Below are 16329 nucleotides of genomic sequence, written 5' to 3'. Positions count from 1 at the left end.
CTCCTTGCCTTAAGCAGCGTGTTTGAATCCGGGTTGGGCGATAAAGCGTTCCAGGTGGTGGTCGGCGTCGCCCAGGGTCAGGTCTATCATGGTGAGGCGCTTGAAGTGGTGCGCCGCCGGCAGCTCGTCCGTCACGCCCATGCCGCCGTGCAGCTGCACCGCCTGCTGGCCGACGAATTTGCAGGCCTGCCCCACGCGCACCTTGGCGGCGGACACCACGCGGCGGCGTTCTTCCACGTCGCTGGAGGCCACTTTCACCGCCGCCAGCATGGCCATCGAGCGGGCCTGCTCCAGGTGGATGAACATGTCGGCCATGCGGTGCTGCAGGGCCTGGAATTTGCCGATGGGCGCGCCGAACTGCTGGCGCGTCTTCAGGTAGTCCAGGGTGGCGGCAAAGATGGCGTCCATGGCGCCCACGGCTTCCGCGCACAGCAAGGTGGCGCCGTAGTCGGCGGCCGCGTCGAGGATGTCCCAGCCGGCGCCGACGCCGCCCAGCAGCGCGGACGCAGGCACTTCCGCGCCAGTAAACTGCACGGTGGCGGCGCGCTGGCCGTCGATGGTGCGGTAGTCGGTGACTTTCACGCCCTTGGTATCGGCCGGCACCACGAACAGCGAGATGCCGCCCTTGTCGCGCTGCTCGCCGCCGCTGCGGGCGGAGACGATGAAGGCGCCCGCCTGGCCGCCGTGGATCACCACGGTCTTGGCGCCGTTCAGCACGTAGCCATTACCCTGCTCATGGGCGGTGACCGCGATGTCACTCAGGTCGTGGCGCGACTGCTGTTCGCCCAGCGCGCAGGCCAGCTTCAGCTCGCCGCCCGCCACTTGCTCCAGCAGCTGCTCGTGGCCGCCGGCCAGCTTGAGGAATTGCGCGCCCATCACGGTGGCCAGGTAGGGTTCCACCACCAGGCCGCGGCCCAGTTCCTGCATCACCACCAGCATGTCCACCGCGCTGCCGTTGAAGCCGCCCTGCTCTTCGGGCACCGGCAGCGCCAGCATGCCCAGCTCGCCGAGCGTGGCCCACGCTTCGTCCGACACGCCGGCCGGCGAATGGATGATGCGCTTGCGGGTTTCGAAAGTGTAGTCCTTGTCCACCCAGCGGCGCAGGGCATCGGCGAACTGCTGCTGTTCTTCTTTGAAAGTAAAGTCCATGCTGTCTCCCCTCACAGGCCCAGGATCATCTGGGTGATGATGTTTTTCTGTATCTCGTTCGAGCCGCCGTAGATCGACGTCTTGCGGAAATTGAAGTAGTAGCCGGCCAGCGGCGCGTGGTCGTCGTCGCCGGTGACCGCGTGCTCGGACTTGCCTTCCAGGTAGCTGGTGTCGAACGGCAGCGCGTCCGGGCCCAGCGCTTCGATCATCAGCTCGGTGAGGATCTGCTGGATCTCCGAGCCGCGCACTTTCAGCATGGACGCTTGCGGGCCGGGGGTCTGGTCTTCCTGGCAGATGGTGCGCAGCACCGTGGTCTCCAGCGCCATCAGCTCGATTTCCAGGTTGGCCACCTTGGCCGCGAACAGCGGGTCGTCCAGCAGCGGCTTGCCGCGCTTGAGCTGCTTGAGCGCCACCTTCTTGAGGAACTGCAGCTCGCGCTTGGAGCGGCCCACCGCGGCGATGCCGGTGCGCTCGTGGCCCAGCAGGTATTTGGCGTAGGTCCAGCCCTTGTTCTCTTTGCCGATCAGGTTGGCGACCGGCACCTTCACGTTGTCGAAGAAGACTTCGTTCACTTCATGGTCTTCGTCCAGCATGATGATGGGGCGCACGGTGATGCCCGGCGTTTTCATGTCGATCAGCAGGAAGGAAATGCCTTCCTGTTTGCGCACGGTGCTGTCGGTGCGCACCAGGCAGAAGATCATGTCGGCGTGCTGGCCCAGCGTGGTCCAGGTTTTCTGGCCGTTGACGATGTAATGGTCGCCCACGCGCTCGGCGGTGGTTTTCAGCGAGGCCAGGTCGGAGCCGGAGCCGGGCTCGGAGTAGCCCTGGCACCACCAGTCTTCGCAGCTCAGGATGCGCGGCAGATAGTAGGCTTTTTGCTCTTCATTGCCGAAGGCCATGATGACGGGCGCCACCATGTTGATGCCGAAGGGCAGCACGGGCGGCGTGCCGGCGATGGCGCATTCCTCTTCCCAGATGTGGCGCTGGGTGGCGTTCCAGCCGGGACCGCCGTACTCGACCGGCCAGGCCGGGGCCACCCAGCCTTGCTTGGCGACGATCTGGTGCCAGCGGACGATGTCCTCGCGCGATAGGCGCAGATGCTTGCGCACCTTCTGCTGCAGGTCGGCGGGCAGGTTGGCTTCGAGGAAGGCGCGCACCTGGTCGCGGAACGCCAGATCCTCGGACGAGTAGTTCAAATCCATGCTGTCTCCTTGTTTTGATCAGCCGCAAAAAGCACGACCGTTCATTTATTGTACCGCACAAGGAGACAGCTTCAACACCTTTTAATGCGCCACGGCCTCCAGTTGTACCATTTCACGTTTGAAGCCTTGCGGCGTCAGGCGTTGCTCGACCAGCGCCTTGGACACTTCCACCAGCCGCTCCTTGCGGACGGAGACGATCTCGTCGATGACGCTCAGTTCCGCCGGCATGCAGACGATAACCCAGATCGGCAGTTTCAGCAGCTTCTCCAGATAGTCCAGCCGCGAGCCCTGCATGGCGAACATCTGGTTGCCCTGCCCGCCGATATGCTCCACCGTGTGGCGGAAGTTGCCCACCTGGAGGCTGAAGGTGTCGGCTTCGCGCGCCAGTCCGGCCGGGCTCACGCCGGCCGGGAACAGGATGCCGGCCAGTTCGGCCAGCCCTTTCGGTGGACGCGGGCCTTTGGGGCCGCCGGTGCCGCACCAGTCGTCATCGTCCCAGCCGAAATAGCTGCGCGCTTGGCCGCGCGTGTACTCGGCGGCGGCCAGCAGTTCGCGCTCGTCGGCCGAGCCGCGTTTGCCGAAGAAGGGAAAGTGGTGCAGCGGCTTGCCGAACAGCGTGGCCGTTTGCGCCAGGTACAGCTCGGTGTCCAGGATGTGGTTGTGCCACGCGTAGTCCACATAGCGCGACGGCGAAATGGCTTTGCCCGGGTTGCTGTGGGTAAGGAACAGGAAGCCCTTGTAGCGGGTGATGGCGTCCGCCGCCTGCTCCAGCGACAGGCCGGGACGGTCTTCGGGATTCATCAGCTTGTAGGCCAGCGGACCGAAGTCCAAGCTGTTCAATTTTTGCAGGAATTCCTTTTGTGTCTCCGAAATTTTGGACATGACTCTACCTCCACGTAGTGGCCGCGGTTTTGGATAGGTTCCAACCACGCCGACCACTACGCGGCCGTCACCCCTGTCCCGTGCGGTGACGCCGGGACTTGTTTTGCTTGCGAACCATATTATTTCAATAATATTTCGAGATACTCACCAATTGTCACAGCGGGCCGCATATTTAACAATTGAGCGATCGTTCACCATAGTAGAGCGCGCTATCAATTGTGAACTTTCTCACAGGCGCGGCAGCCACATGATGGCGGCGGCGGCGAAGATGCCGAGGCCCATGGCGGCCGTCAGCACAGCGAGGCCGGCTGCCACGGCGAAGCGCGCGGCCGCCCCGCCGCCGTCCCGCGCACGCAGGTAGAGCTGCAGCACGGCCAGCGGCACCAGGAACTGGGCGAAGGCCAGGAAGGTGAGGAACGGGCCGGTGAAGGTCTTGGGATCGAATCCGGCCGGGCCCTGGTTGATGAAGATCCAGAACATCAGGCCGACACGGAAGAACCAAACGCCGCTCACCACCAGGAACAGGCGCAGCGCCCAGGCGCGGTGCTTGGCGAAATTGCGGGCGCGCGCGTGGCGCACGGCCATGGCGGCGCACAGCAGGATCAGCACGCCGTTCACGCTGACGCCGATGTGCTGCGACAAGCCGCCCACGGTGCCGCGCGCCCACACCATGTACAGGCCGGTGAGGCTGGCCACCGCTGCGAGCAGCACGTAGACCCGCCCGTTCCAGCGGTGGAAAGCGGGCGCGCGGCTGCGCACTTGCGGGATCAGCTGCAAGGCGCCGCCGACCATGATGATGACCGCCAGCAGCATGTGCAGTCCGAAGGCGGCGTTGCCTGCCGCGTCGCCCGGCACGTGCGCATGCGGCGCCACCGAGTTCCAGCGCGCCGGGTCGCCGCGCACCACGGCGCCGCCATAAAGCGCCGCAACGTACCAGGCGAACAGCAACTGGCCAATGACGGCCACGCTGAACCAGAGCCTTGCCGACGCTTTCAATGCTGTGGTGGCGGCCTGCGGGCCGAACATGTGCTGCGGGACGGGTTGAGCTTGAATACTGGTCATTAGAGGTCTCCGGTTGGTAGTCGTGCAAGCAAGATAGACCGGCACGCGCGCGTCCAGTCGCCTGGGGGTCATGCGGTGCGATGGGCTACGGTTTTCGGGGCGTGAACGACGGCCTGCGGCTTGAACGGCAAGCTGCGAACGGTTATTGTTGCAGGATGACTAAAGCGCCACCTCCACCCTCGCCGCCTCCACAGCCTTCCAGGCCGCTACCGGCTGCCGGCCGCGCGGCGCTGCCGACGTGGCGCCAGTTCCTGGTGGTGCTGTTCCTGACCGGGCAGCTGTCCTGGCTGCTGCATGCGCTGTCGAAGACCACCTTCATCACGGTGGCGGGCCACATCGTCTCCATCGGCATGGCCATGCTGCTGGCCTACACGGCGTCCACGCGGTGGCGCGTGCGCTGGGTGCCGCAGTCGCTGCTGCGGCTGGCGGCCGTGGGGATGACGGCGCCGGTCGCCGCGCTCGCCACGCTGGTGGCCGTGCAGCGCGGGAACACGCTGATCTTCATGCGCTCGTCCCGGGAAATGTCGGGCTACGCCATGCTGGCCATCGTGATGTTCGTGCTGGGCACCATCACCGCCATGGTCGGCTTGCGCATGGAGCGCCGGGCGCGCGAGCGGGCCGCACTGCTGCAGGCCGAGCGCGAGCGCAATACGCTGGAACGCGAGCTGCTGGACGCGCGCCTGCGCCTGCTGCAGGCGCAGATCGAGCCGCATTTCCTGTTCAACACGCTGGCCAACATCCAGGCGCTGGTCGAATCCGGCTCCGAGAATGCGGCGCCGGTGCTGCGGCACCTGATCGCCTACCTGCGCGCCGCCATGCCGCGCCTGCACGACGCCGATGCCACTCTGGGCAATGAATTACAGCTGGTGCGCGCCTACCTGGAGCTGATGCACCTGCGCATGCCGGACCGCCTGCGCTACAAGCTGGACGCGGCGGCCGAACTGCACGGCCTGGCCTTCCCCGCCATGGCCTTGCTGACGCTGGTGGAAAACGCGGTGCGCCACGGCATCGATCCGAGCACGGACGGCGGCAGCATCGAAGTAGGCGGCAAGGCCGATGCGGCAAGCGGGCTGGTCACCCTGTGGGTCAGCGATACCGGCGTCGGCATGTCCGAGTCCGCCCAGCCGGGCACGGGGCTGGGCAATGTGCGCACCCGCCTGCAGGCCTTCTACGGCGCCGCCGCCCGTCTTGACCTGCTGGAAACCGAGCCACACGGCCTGCATGTTGAACTGATCTTCCCTCCACGGAGCACCGCATGAACCGCACCACCGCCCTGATCGCCGACGACGAACCGCTGCTGCGCGAACACTTGCGCTCGCAACTGGTGCGGCTATGGCCCGAGCTGGACATCGTGGCGGACGCGCGCAACGGACGCGAGGCGGTGGAGCTGTTCGACGCGCACCAGCCAGACATCGTGTTTCTGGATGTGCACATGCCCGGGCTGAACGGCATCGAGGCCGCGCGCGCCCTGGCGCGGCGGGCGCAGATCGTGTTCATCACGGCGTACGAACAGTACGCGGTGCAGGCCTTCGAGCAAGGCGCGATCGATTACCTGGTAAAGCCGGTAGACCCGGCACGGCTGGCCGACACGGTACGGCGCCTGCAGGAACGGCTCAGCACAGGCTCAGGCACCGGGCACGGCGCGGCGACCGACGCGATGCTGGACGCGGTGCTGGAGCGCATGGCCAACGAGCTGCGCCAGCGCGCGCCGGCGCGCGCTTGGCTGCAATGGATCAAGGCATCCAGCGGCAGCCGCATGCGGCTGATCCCGGTGGAACAGGTGGCCTATCTGCGCGCGGACGGCAAGTACACCACGGTGGTGTGGGACGACGGCGAAGCGCTGATACGCAAGAGCATCCGCGAGCTGGCCGACGAGCTGGACCCCGAGCGCTTCGTGCAGATCCACCGTTCCGCCATCGTCAACCTGCACTACGTGCGCGAAGTGGTGCGCGGCGTGAACGAAACCGCCGACGTGCACCTGCGCGGGCACGCGGAAGTGCTGCCGGTGAGCCGCAGCTATCTGCACCATTTCCGGCAAATGTAGCCGCCGGGGATAGGCCTATTCCAGCGTGAACGGCAGGTCGCGCCCTTCGACGGCCTTGTTGCCGGCGTAGTCGGCGGCCAGCACGCGCAGGCGGTAGTTGCCGGGCGCGAGTTCGGCTACATTCCACATGCCGGGCGTTACCTGGCCGTGGATCATGCGGTTAGTCAGCGTGTAGGCGAAGCGGGTCGCTTTGCTGCCGTAGACGGTGATGCCGCTGTTCGGCGCGTAGGCATATTTCACAGCCTCGCGGTTGCGCGGCAGTTCGTCGTACACCTGCGTGATCTGCGGCTGTTCGTAGCCCGCCACCGGGCTGCCGTCCTCGCGCAGCAGCTGGTAGCCCAGCGCGTAGAGGCCGAGGCGGCGGCGCGCCTCGTTGCCGTCCATCTGGTCGTAGGCGTCCACCACGATGCTCAACTCGCCCACGCTGCGCTGCACGATCAGCGGCTTGCGCTTGGCGGCCTTGATGACCTTGCCCCGGCTGTCGAACAGGGTGATGCTGTTGATGCGCGGGAGTACCGTGTCCAGCTGGCCTTTGAACGGCAAGCTGAGAGGGTTGAGGGCTTTGCCCTGGTCGTAATAGTCGAGGTGGACGTGGGCCATGCCGTTGATGGTGCCCAGCGTGTCGCCCGCCGCGAAGCGCGCCCCGCGCCGCACGCGCACGCGCTCCGGTTTGCCCTTGGCGTTGCGCAGCAGCTGGAAGCGTTCGTCCAGCGCGGCGTTTTTGGTGTCGCGGCCCACGCGCATGTGGATGTAGGAGATGTTGCCGAGGGCGATGCCTTCGCTCAGGCTGCCGAAACCCCAGTTGGGCAAGGGGTCGTTGACCTTGACGGGCGCCACGGCCAGCACCGGTTTGCCGACGTCGGCCTGCACGTCGAGGCCGGCGTGGAAGTGGTGCCGGCTCTCGCCTTCGAAGCTGCCGCGCACTTCGCCCATCACGCCGACGATTTCATGTGGCTCGTTTTGCGGGCCGACCGGCCACAACATCGTGGCCACGGGGGCAGACCGCCGCCCTGTCCCGGCCGGAGCCGCAGCCGTAGCCGGCGCGGCGGAAGCGGCTTGCGCGGCGCCCATCGGCAATGCGGCCAGCGCGGCAGACTGCGGTGCGGTTGACGGCGACGCCGCAGCCAAAGCGGCGGCCGCTGGCGGCGCGGTGCCGCTGGCGACGGCGGGCGTTGTTGCGGGCGGCGGCGCGTCTGCGGGCGTGGCGGCGCTGAGGCGGTGGATGCGGAAGGTGGCGGCGTCGCTCACCACCAGGCTGCCGTTGCGCGCCAGCGCCAGGCCGCGCGGCGCGTACAGCTGCACTGAGCCGTCGCTGCCGTAGCCCGGCTCCACGCGCTGCCCGATATCGATCAGCCCGCCCAAGCCGCCCTGCGGCGTCAATTGCAAAATCCGGCCTTGCGATCCGGTGGCGATGTACAGGTGGCCGTCGTGCGTGCGCGCCAGCGCCATCGGGCGGCGCATGAGCGCCTGGCGGTCGCTGTCTGCCGTCCGCAGCACGGTGCTGACCATGCCGTCCTTGCCCAGCTTGCGGATGGCGTTGTTGCGCGTGTCGGCGATCAGCAGCGCGCCGTCGGCGTCCAGCACCAGCGCGCACGGCGTGTCGAAGCCGGCCTTCAGCGCCGGCCCGTCGGCGTCGCCGGGCGCGCCGCTGCCGGCCAGGGTGGTCACTGTGCCGTCCGGTGCAATGCGGCGGATGGCGTCGTTATAGGTGTCGGCCACGTAGACCACGCCTTCCTCGTCCACCGCCACGCCCACCGGGCCGTTAAACTGCGCTTCCCGGCCCTTGCCGTCAACCTTGCCGGCCACGCCGCTGCCGGCCAGCGTGCTGACCGTGCCGTCCGGCGCCACCTTGCGGATCGCGTTGTTGCCGGTGTCGGCCACGTACAGATTGCCCTTGCCGTCAATAGCGATGCCGGAGGGCGTGTTGAACATCGCTTGCGCGCCCGGCCCGTCGGCAAAGCCTTCCTTGCCGCCGGCCACGGTGGAGGTGGCGCCGCCGGGCGTGAGCTTGCGGATGCGGTTGTTGTCGCCGGCGTCGGCGATGTAGATATTGCCCGCCTCGTCCACCGCCACGCCATATGGGTCCGCGAAGCGCGCCACGCTCAGCGGCATATTGCCTTCCGCCGCGCCGGCCAGGCCGTCGCCGGCCAGCGTGGTGACGCGCGCGGTCCAGAAGACCGGCGTCTGCGCTGCCGCCTGCCCCTGCCCCGCCGCCTGAGTCGCCGGCTGCTGCGGCGCGCGTGCCTGCAGATAAAAATACACGCCCGCGCCGGTCAACGCCGCCGCCACGCCTATGCCCGCCAGGGCCAAATGATTCCGCTTCGCCGCCACGTTACAACCCATCCATGAATGAAGACCGAGCTTAACCGAAACGTGGTGCCGATGCTATAGTTACCTTTCTGATAACTAGCCCGGAGACTGCCATGCTGAAAGCCTCGCTGCTACCCCTTACCCTGATGCTGGGCCTGTGCAGCTTCGGCGCCGCCGCCAAGGTGCAGCAGTTGCCGGGCTTCGCGGCCAACAGCAAGGAGGCCAGCATCGCGGTCGACATCAACGCCAACGGCCAGGTGGCGGCCGTCATCGAGGACGAGGACGGCAAGCAGCGCGCGGTACTGTACGACAAAGGCGTGCTGGAACTGGGCACGCTGGGCGGCAGCGACAGCTACACCAAGGGCATCAACGACGACGGCCTGGTGGTGGGCTCGGCGCAGGACGCCAAGGGCCACTGGCGCGCCTTCCTGGTGCGCAAGGGCGAGCCGATGCGCGACCTGGGCACGCTGGGCGGCGGCAGCAGCTACGGCGCCGCCGTCAACGCCGCCGGGCAGGCGGCAGGCTTCGCCGACACCGCCGACGGCTATTTCCGCGCCTTCGCGCTGGACGTCAACGGCGAGATGCAGGATCTCGGCACGCTGGGCGGCAACATCAGCTACGCGTCCGGCATCAACAACAGCGGCGCGGTGGTGGGCACGGCCGCCCTGCCGGACGGCTACCGGCGCGCCTTCCTGTACCGTCCGGACACGGGCATGGTCAACCTGGGCACGCTGGGCGGGCGCTCCAGCGCGGCCACCGGCATCAACGACGCGGGGCTGGTGGTGGGCGCGTCCGAAATGCCGAACCGGCGCTGGCACGCATTCCTGCACGACGGCCGGAAGATGGTGGACCTGGGCGCGCTGATCGGCTACGGCAACAGTTACGCCACCGGCATCAACGCGGCGGGCCACGTGGTGGGCACCATCCTGATCGGCGAGGAGCGCCGCTCCTTCGTCTACCGCGACGGCAAGATGCTGGTGCACCAGGCGGGCAAGGGCCTGTACCTGACCAACGCCATCAACGACAACGAGCTGGTGGCCGGGGCGACCTATTTCAGCAAGCGCTACGCGGCCGCCACCATGCGCTCGGACATGATACCGGTGGTGCCGAAGGGTCACCGCGAGTTTGTCGGCATGGCGGCGATCGCGATCGGCACCGCCATGGCGCTGATGCTGCTGCGGCGGCGCTATCGCGGCATTGCGCTGGCGCGCTACTAGGCGCTATTTTTTCCGCACGCGCTTGAGGAAGGCCGGCAGCAGGTTGAACAGCTTGACCAGCGCGTGCATCTGCCACGGAAACACGCAGCGTTCGTCGCGCCGGGCGATGGCGGCGGCGATGCGCTGCACGGCTTCCGCTTCGGACATGAGGAAGGGCTTGTGGCTGGCGTCGCCGTGGTTCAGTTCGCGCAGGCGCGCAGTGTCCACATAACCGGGCACGATGACGGTGACGGCGATGCCGAACGGCGCCAGCGCCTTGCGGTAGGCGTCGCAGATGGCGATGGCGGCACGCTTGCTGGCGCTGTAGAGGGAGCCGTTCGGGTAGTCGTCCTGCAGGCCGGCGATGGAGGCCACCGCCACCAGGTGGCCCCGCCCTTTGCCGCCATCGCGCGCCATGATGGCGTCGGCTGCGGCGCTGAAGGCGTTCTCCAGGCCGCCCACGTTCACGCGCAGCACGGGCAAGGTGCTGCTGCGGTCGCGCGCGATGGCGGCGGCATCGGTGTACTGCCCGGCGGTGACGATGAGCAGGTCGATCCCCGCCGCCTCGGCCACTTCCGCCACCGCCCGCGCCACGGCGGCGCGGTCGGCGATGTCGCAGGCGTGGACGCTGACGCGGCCGTCCCGCGCGAATGGCACGCCGTCCAGCTTTTCCGGGTGCCGCCCGCAGACGGCCACGCGCGCGCCCCCAGCCCAGTAATGCTGCGCCAGCCCAAGGCCGATGCCGCTGGTGCCGCCGATAATCATCACGCTCATCGGCACGTTCATGCCAGCGCCTTGTTGTAGCGCGTGGCGCGGCGCATTTGCGGGCGGCGGCCCTGGGCGGCCAGCGCGTAGGCTTCCGCGCCGCGCTCGTAGCCGTACCGCCACTGCGCCTCCACCTGCTCCACATAGCGAGGATAGCTGGGCGGCGCCACCAGCCGCACCCGGTTGCGCAGCCAGTCCACGCGCTTCTGGAGACCGTTGCCGCGCAGCGCGATGCCGACGTCGCTGGTGTCCACCCACACGTCCACCGGCTGGCCGTGCACGTGCTGCATGCGGCGGTTGCCGTCAAAACCGAACACTGCGCGCAAGGCCGGGATGGCCATCAACTGGTCGTACGGCGGCTTCATTTCCATGGTGACGTGCCGCGCCAGGCTGCGCGCCAGCTCCACCGGGAACAGGTCCACCACGCCGCCTGTGTAGTCGCCGCCGGCCACGGAATGGCAGCGGAAGTAGTACATGTCCGAGATGGAGATGCGCACCGCGTCCGCCAGCGGCATGCCGGTGTCGACCAGCAGCGCCGGCGCCACCGCGTCGGTCCAGCCGCCGCTGCCGATGGCGGACGGCAGGCCCTCGGCCAGCGCAGCGGTACGGCTGCCGCAGAACAGCGTCACGCCGTACAGCTGGCGCCCCTGGCGGGCTTGCCCCACCTCGTGCTCGCCGAACAGCAGCTTGCCGCCGATGATGGCCAGCGCGGCGCCACCCTGCCCGGCCGCCGGCGGCAACGGCAGCACGGCGGGGATCTCGAACAGGTAGTCGTGGAACAGGTCCGGCAGGCGCGCGGCCCTGCCTGGGTGCAGGCGGCGCAGCGCCACGTTGGCCAGCGCGCGCAGCGGCGCGGCCTGCGGGCCGGACTGCAGGCCGCAGAAGAATTCATACATCTGCGGCGAAGCCACCCAGGCTTTGCGCGCGGCGCTGTCCGGCAGGCTGCGGATGATGGCGCCGGCCACCGCGCCGCCGCAGGTGGCCAGCAGCAGGTCCGGTTCCTGGCCCGCGTCCACGGCGGCGGCATGCATGCCGAGGTAGTAGCCGAAGCGGAAGCCGCCGCCGGCCAGCACCATGCAGCGTTCGTAGCGTTCATCTGGTTGAGCTTGCATCATGCGTGCCATAATGCACAATTACATAGTTAATAACAAGGACAGTTCGACCATGGAGCCGGAAGCCGTGCCCAGCATGCGCGAGCGCGTGACACAGCTTGCGCTGAATGGCGCCCTGTTCGGGCTATGTTACCCGCTGGCGAACCAGCTTGCCCACCGCGCCGGCATTACGCGCAGCGCGGCGCTGCCGTGGGATGCGGCGCTGCCCTTCCTGCCGTGGATGGTGCTGCCCTACATGACGTCCGGCTTGCTGTTCGTGCTGAGCTTCCTGCTGGCGGGCAGCCGCGCCGAACTGTCCGCGCTGAGCCGCCGCGTGGCGTTTGCCACCGTGGCCGCGTGCCTGGTGTTCGCCGCCTTCCCGCTGCGCTTCGGCTTCGAACGGCCCGCCGTGGACGCGGCGCTGCCGGCTTGGCTGTTCGCGCAATTGTCCGCCATGGACCTGCCGTACAACCAGCTGCCGTCGCTGCACGTGGCCTACTGCCTGATCTTCTGGCCGGCCCTGAGCAGCGCGCTCCGCAGCCGTGCGGTGCCGCGCGCCCTGCTGGCCGCCTGGCTGGTGCTGGTCGCGGCCGCCACCGTATTCACTTACCAGCACCACCTGGCCGACGTCGCCGGCGGCGCCCTGCTCGGCCTGCTGGCCATCCGCGCCCTGCCCGCCCACGCTGCAGCGGCGCATGCTGTGCCAGCCGGCTTGGCCGCCGCCGAAGGCGCCGCCGGGCGCGCCACCGCCAGGCCGGTCGCGTTCTGCTACACGCTGATGGCCGGCTTGTCCCTGCTGGCGTGGTTCGCGCTGGGCGGCCCGTGGTGGCTGTACCTGTGCGCCAGCCTGCTGCTAGTGGCCTGGGCCTACCACCGGCGGAACGCCGCCTTCCTGCACAAGCGCCACGGCCGCTATCCGCTGTGGGTGTGGCTGCTGTACGCGCCCTACCTGGGCGGCTACCTGCTGACCTGGCAGCTGGTGCGCTGGCGCGAACGCCACCGGCCGCCGTTCGACCGGCTCGGCGAGCGCCTGTGGGTGGGCCGCCGCCTGAGCAACGCCGAAGCGGCGCGCCTGCCCGCCGACTGCGCCGTGATCGACCTGTCCAACGAGCTGAGCGAAACGCAGGCGCTGCGCAGCCGCCCCTACCAGCACTTCCCGCTGCTGGACCTGCACACGCTGGACGCGCACTCGGCCCAGCCCATCCTGGCCGCCATCGCCGCCCACGTCGGCCAAGGCCGCAACATCTACCTGCACTGCGCCATGGGTTACCAGCGCAGCCGCGTGATCGCCCAACTGTACAAGGAGTATGAAAAGCAATGAGTCTTTCGATCTACCAGCTGAAACCGAAATTCCAGCAACTGCTGCAGCCGCTGATGCGCGCGCTGGTGCGCTGCCGCGTGACGCCGAACCAGATCACGCTGGCGGCCATGCTGCTGTCCGTGGCCTACGGCGCGGCGCTGGCGTGGCAGCCCGACTGCGCCGGCCTGTGGCTGGGCCTGCCCCTGTTCCTGCTGCTGCGCATGGCGCTGAACGCCATCGACGGCATGCTGGCCAGCGCCACCGGGCAGAAGACCCGCCTCGGGACACTGCTCAACGAGATCTGCGACCAGGTGTCCGACGCGGCGCTGTACCTGCCCTTCACGCTGGCCGCCGCGCTGCACGCGCCGCTGGTGGTGCTGTGCGTGGTAGGCGCGCTGCTGGCCGAGTTCTCCGGCGTGCTGGCGCTCAGCGTGGGCAGCGCGCGCCGCTTCGACGGCCCCATGGGCAAGAGCGACCGCGCCTTCTGGTTCGGCCTGCTGGCCCTGCTGATCGGCTACCAGGTTGCGCCGCTGCTGCTGAACGGCATACTGGTGCTGGTGATCGTGCTGTCCGCGTGGACCGTGTTCAACCGCCTGCGCCAGGCGCTGCGGGCTTCTGCGCCAGCGACACAGTAAAGATGCCTTCCAGGCCGATGCTGGTGGCGATTTTCCGGCCGCCGGCATAGGCCACCAGCCCGTCCATTTCCGCCTGCGGACGGGGCCGCATCTGCCACGGCGTGCCGCGGTGGCTGGTCAAGGTCAGCGCGATCATGTCCAGCTGCGGGTGCCAGGGCTGGCCGGTGTAGATCAGGTAGCCGCCCGGCCGCAGCACGCTGAAGATGCCCTTCAGCGACGCGGCCACCGGCTCGTTGTCGCTGAACAGCTCGTGCAGGCCGGACACGATGACGATGTCGTACTCGCCTTCGGCAAACTGGTAGCTGGCCGGGCTGAAAGCGTCGCGCAGCTGGAACTCCACGCTGGCGCGCAGCTGCAGCTGGGACGCCAGCGCGCGGGCCTGGTCCAGGTTGTGCTGCGCATAATCGCGCAGGGTGACGTGGATATCCTTGTCCTGGAAGCGCTTCACCGTTTCCAGCACGTAGCGGCCGGAGCCGGCGGCGATGTCCAGGATACGCAGCGGCCCCTGGCCCGTGTGCGCTGCGATGCGCTCGCCCAGCATCTGTTGCAGCTGGCGCTTGCGCAGGCGGATGCCGCGCCAGCCCACCGCGTCCAGGTAGCCCCGGTCCATGGTCTTGCCCATGATGAAGCGGCCGCCGGCCTGGTTGCGGTACACATAGTCCAGCGAGGCGCCGGAATCGAAGCCGTGTTCCAGGCCGATCTTCATGCCGTCGCTCACGCCGCCCATGGCGCCCAGCATCACGCGCTGCAGGCCGAACCAGGCCTTGGCCAGCGCGCCGCAGCTCTCGCCCGCCTGCATGGCGGCATAGCGGCGGGCGCTGTGGCTGTCGCGGTCCGCGTTCAGGTAGTGCGACGGCGCCAGCGGCGCGCGCTGGAAGCAGTGCTCCACGAACTGGCGGCTTTCGTGCAGCGCCACGCCGGTGTCCTGCTCGTAGTACAGCGCGTGGAACGCGTCCGGCAGGCGCACGTAGCGCTTGAGCGGCGAGGACAGCCGCTCGAAGAAGGTCTGCTGCGGGCCTTCCTTCACCACGTAATCCTTGCCGGCGGCCAGCATCAGCACCGGCGTGTCGATGGCGGCCGCGTCGTGCACGATGCGCTTGGCGGTGTCCGCCAGGCCGAGCAGCACGCAGGCGGAGATGGCCTTGGCGATCAGCGGGTCGGCGCCGTAGGCGGCCGCTTCCTGCGGCGAATGGGTCAGCATGCCGGGGCGGATGTAGCTGGTGACGAACAGCTCCGGCTTGAAGCGGCGCGCAAAACGCAGCGCGGGCTTGGCCAGCGGCACGTACAGCTTGATCTCGAACGCGGCGGCGGCCATGATGACGCCGCGCACGCGCGGTGCGTAGTCGTGCAGCCAGGTGGCGGCGATGACGGCGCCCACGCTGTTGGCCACCACCAGAATGTTTTCCTCGGCGAAGCCGTGCACCTCGCGGATGTGGCGGATGAAGGTGTCGAAGTCCTCCACCAGGGTCTCGAAGCTGGGCGCGTCGCCGCGCTCGCCGGGCGAATAGCCGTGGCCGCGCGCGTCCCAGGCAAAGGCGTGGTCCTGCGTGAAGCCGAACTGCTCCACCAGCGGCTGGATGCGGCCGGAATGCTCGTGTCCCCGGTGCAGGAACACCAGCGCGCGCTGAGGCCCGTCCTGGCGCGGCGCCAGCGGCGCCCAGGCGCGGTAGAACAGGCGCGTGCCGTCCTTGCAGTCGAAGCCGGATTCGGTGGTGCGCCAGGCCAGTGAACGTTCAGCTTTCATGCGAGCTTCCCTTGTGTGGTGGTGATGAGAAAGTACAACAGCGGCGCGGTGACCACCAGGCTGTCCACCCGGTCCAGTATGCCGCCATGGCCGGGGATCAATTGCGAGAAATCCTTTACGCCCAGCACGCGCTTGGCGGCCGAGAACATCAGATCGCCGCAAAAACCGCCCAGCGACAGCAGCACGGCGAATGCCGCCAGGTGGCGCGCATCGGACAGGTGCAAATAGCTGCCCAGCGCCAGCGACAGCAGCAAGGTCGCCGCCACCCCGCCCAGCAGCCCCTGCCAGGTCTTGTTCGGGCTGATGCCTGGCGCGATGCGGTGCCGGCCGAACAACGTGCCGCTGATGAATTGCGCCACGTCGTTCAGAGAGGTCAGCACGTACAGGTAAAACAGCCAAGCCAGGCGCTGGTGCGGCGCCAGCGGCAGCGCCTCGTAGCGCGGCAGGAAACTCACGCTGAAGCACAGGCCCAGCCACAGCAACCACACCAGCGCGCCGCTACTGCGTACTCGAAGGAAATATATCAGTGTTATAAGGATGGCAAGCGCCAGCAGCAGCGTAACTGCCACGGCGTTGACGAAAATCAATGCGATTGTGGCTGCCAGGGTAGCGGCGGCGGGCCAGCCGAAGCTCCCTACGCCTCCCTGGTCCCTGCCCCGGCTTGCAAACGGCGCCAGCTCGCGCAAGGCCAGCGCGCCGATGAGCAGCGCCAGCATCGGCGCACCCGCCGGATGCAGCAGCAGGCTGACCGTGACCACCGGGAAAATCCACCACCAGGCATGGACTTGCAGCCTGAGCTGGCTCTGCGGCCGCGCGCGCAGCGTCAAGCCGACGCCCAGTGTCGCCATGCCCAGCATCAGGTACAGCATGCCCAGCGCCGTCAGGATTTCCGTACCCAGCAGGGAAAGCACTAATTGCATAATCGCCTCAATTGCTTGAAATGCAATTA

Annotated in this window: 14 protein-coding genes; 5 read left to right on the top strand and 9 right to left on the bottom strand. The window is 68.1% G+C overall.

The genetic code is table 11. The features are described 5' to 3' along the window. Positions 1–9: 9 nt before the first annotated feature. The 4 genes from AC56DV_RS29255 to AC56DV_RS29240 all read right to left on the bottom strand — a co-directional run bounded on the left by AC56DV_RS29255 (position 10) and on the right by AC56DV_RS29240 (position 4295). Complete coding sequence (locus tag AC56DV_RS29255; protein WP_496317719.1) at positions 10–1149, bottom strand: acyl-CoA dehydrogenase family protein; 1140 nt, start codon at positions 1147–1149, stop codon at positions 10–12. An 11-nt stretch (positions 1150–1160) separates the two neighbouring features. Then, on the bottom strand, positions 1161–2351 hold the full coding sequence (locus AC56DV_RS29250) for an acyl-CoA dehydrogenase family protein (RefSeq protein WP_496317718.1): 1191 nt from the start codon (positions 2349–2351) through the stop codon (positions 1161–1163). A gap of 81 nt (positions 2352–2432) precedes the next feature. Next, on the bottom strand, positions 2433–3233 hold the full coding sequence (locus AC56DV_RS29245; protein WP_496317717.1) for a glycine-rich domain-containing protein: 801 nt from the start codon (positions 3231–3233) through the stop codon (positions 2433–2435). A 228-nt stretch (positions 3234–3461) separates the two neighbouring features. Beyond that, positions 3462–4295, bottom strand: a complete 834-nt coding sequence (locus AC56DV_RS29240; RefSeq protein WP_496317716.1) for a DUF2306 domain-containing protein — start codon at positions 4293–4295, stop codon at positions 3462–3464. A 155-nt stretch (positions 4296–4450) separates the two neighbouring features. Here AC56DV_RS29240 and AC56DV_RS29235 point away from each other — a divergent pair, with 155 nt between their 5' ends. Together AC56DV_RS29235 and AC56DV_RS29230 are read left to right on the top strand one after the other, a co-directional pair. Beyond that, a complete protein-coding gene (locus AC56DV_RS29235; RefSeq protein WP_496317715.1) occupies positions 4451–5554 on the top strand; it encodes a sensor histidine kinase in 1104 nt (367 codons plus the stop codon). After that, complete coding sequence (locus AC56DV_RS29230) at positions 5551–6339, top strand: LytR/AlgR family response regulator transcription factor (protein WP_496317714.1); 789 nt, start codon at positions 5551–5553, stop codon at positions 6337–6339. Before AC56DV_RS29235 ends, AC56DV_RS29230 begins: the two co-directional genes overlap by 4 nt. A 15-nt stretch (positions 6340–6354) precedes the next feature. Here AC56DV_RS29230 and AC56DV_RS29225 read toward each other — a convergent pair whose 3' ends face one another. Beyond that, positions 6355–8649: a gluconolaconase gene (locus tag AC56DV_RS29225; RefSeq protein WP_496317713.1), complete on the bottom strand. Its 2295-nt coding sequence runs from the start codon at positions 8647–8649 to the stop codon at positions 6355–6357. 113 nt (positions 8650–8762) lie between these two features. Here AC56DV_RS29225 and AC56DV_RS29220 point away from each other — a divergent pair, with 113 nt between their 5' ends. Beyond that, positions 8763–9866 carry an HAF repeat-containing protein gene (locus tag AC56DV_RS29220; protein ID WP_496317712.1) on the top strand — a complete coding sequence of 368 codons (1104 nt, stop codon included), beginning with the start codon at positions 8763–8765 and terminating at the stop codon, positions 9864–9866. A gap of 3 nt (positions 9867–9869) precedes the next feature. Here the strand turns inward: AC56DV_RS29220 and AC56DV_RS29215 are convergent, their stop codons facing one another. Then, positions 9870–10631 (bottom strand): SDR family NAD(P)-dependent oxidoreductase, encoded by a 762-nt coding sequence (locus AC56DV_RS29215; protein WP_496317711.1) that lies wholly within the window; start codon positions 10629–10631, stop codon positions 9870–9872. After that, the gene (locus AC56DV_RS29210) at positions 10628–11722 is read right to left on the bottom strand and encodes a patatin-like phospholipase domain-containing protein (RefSeq protein WP_496317710.1); all 1095 of its coding nucleotides are present in this window, start codon (positions 11720–11722) and stop codon (positions 10628–10630) included. Before AC56DV_RS29210 ends, AC56DV_RS29215 begins: the two co-directional genes overlap by 4 nt. A gap of 13 nt (positions 11723–11735) precedes the next feature. On the opposite strand from AC56DV_RS29210, the gene AC56DV_RS29205 reads away from it, so the two are divergent. Next, the gene (locus tag AC56DV_RS29205) at positions 11736–13022 is read left to right on the top strand and encodes a phosphatase PAP2 family protein (RefSeq protein WP_496317709.1); all 1287 of its coding nucleotides are present in this window, start codon (positions 11736–11738) and stop codon (positions 13020–13022) included. Beyond that, entirely contained in the window at positions 13019–13636 is a 618-nt protein-coding gene (locus AC56DV_RS29200) for a CDP-alcohol phosphatidyltransferase family protein (RefSeq protein WP_496317708.1), read from the top strand. The genes AC56DV_RS29205 and AC56DV_RS29200 overlap by 4 nt, the downstream gene beginning before the upstream one ends. Here AC56DV_RS29200 and AC56DV_RS29195 read toward each other — a convergent pair. After that, entirely contained in the window at positions 13587–15380 is a 1794-nt protein-coding gene (locus AC56DV_RS29195) for a bifunctional alpha/beta hydrolase/class I SAM-dependent methyltransferase (protein WP_496317707.1), read from the bottom strand. The genes AC56DV_RS29200 and AC56DV_RS29195 overlap by 50 nt on opposite strands. Next, positions 15377–16300: a phosphatidate cytidylyltransferase gene (locus AC56DV_RS29190; RefSeq protein ID WP_496317706.1), complete on the bottom strand. Its 924-nt coding sequence runs from the start codon at positions 16298–16300 to the stop codon at positions 15377–15379. Before AC56DV_RS29190 ends, AC56DV_RS29195 begins: the two co-directional genes overlap by 4 nt. Positions 16301–16329: the final 29 nt, after the last annotated feature.

This window comes from Massilia sp. BGA-UO-ETr-WB1 (genome assembly GCF_059567845.1).
The sequence above is the reverse complement of the archived record's forward strand: the minus strand, read 5'-3'. Positions and strand labels throughout refer to the sequence as shown.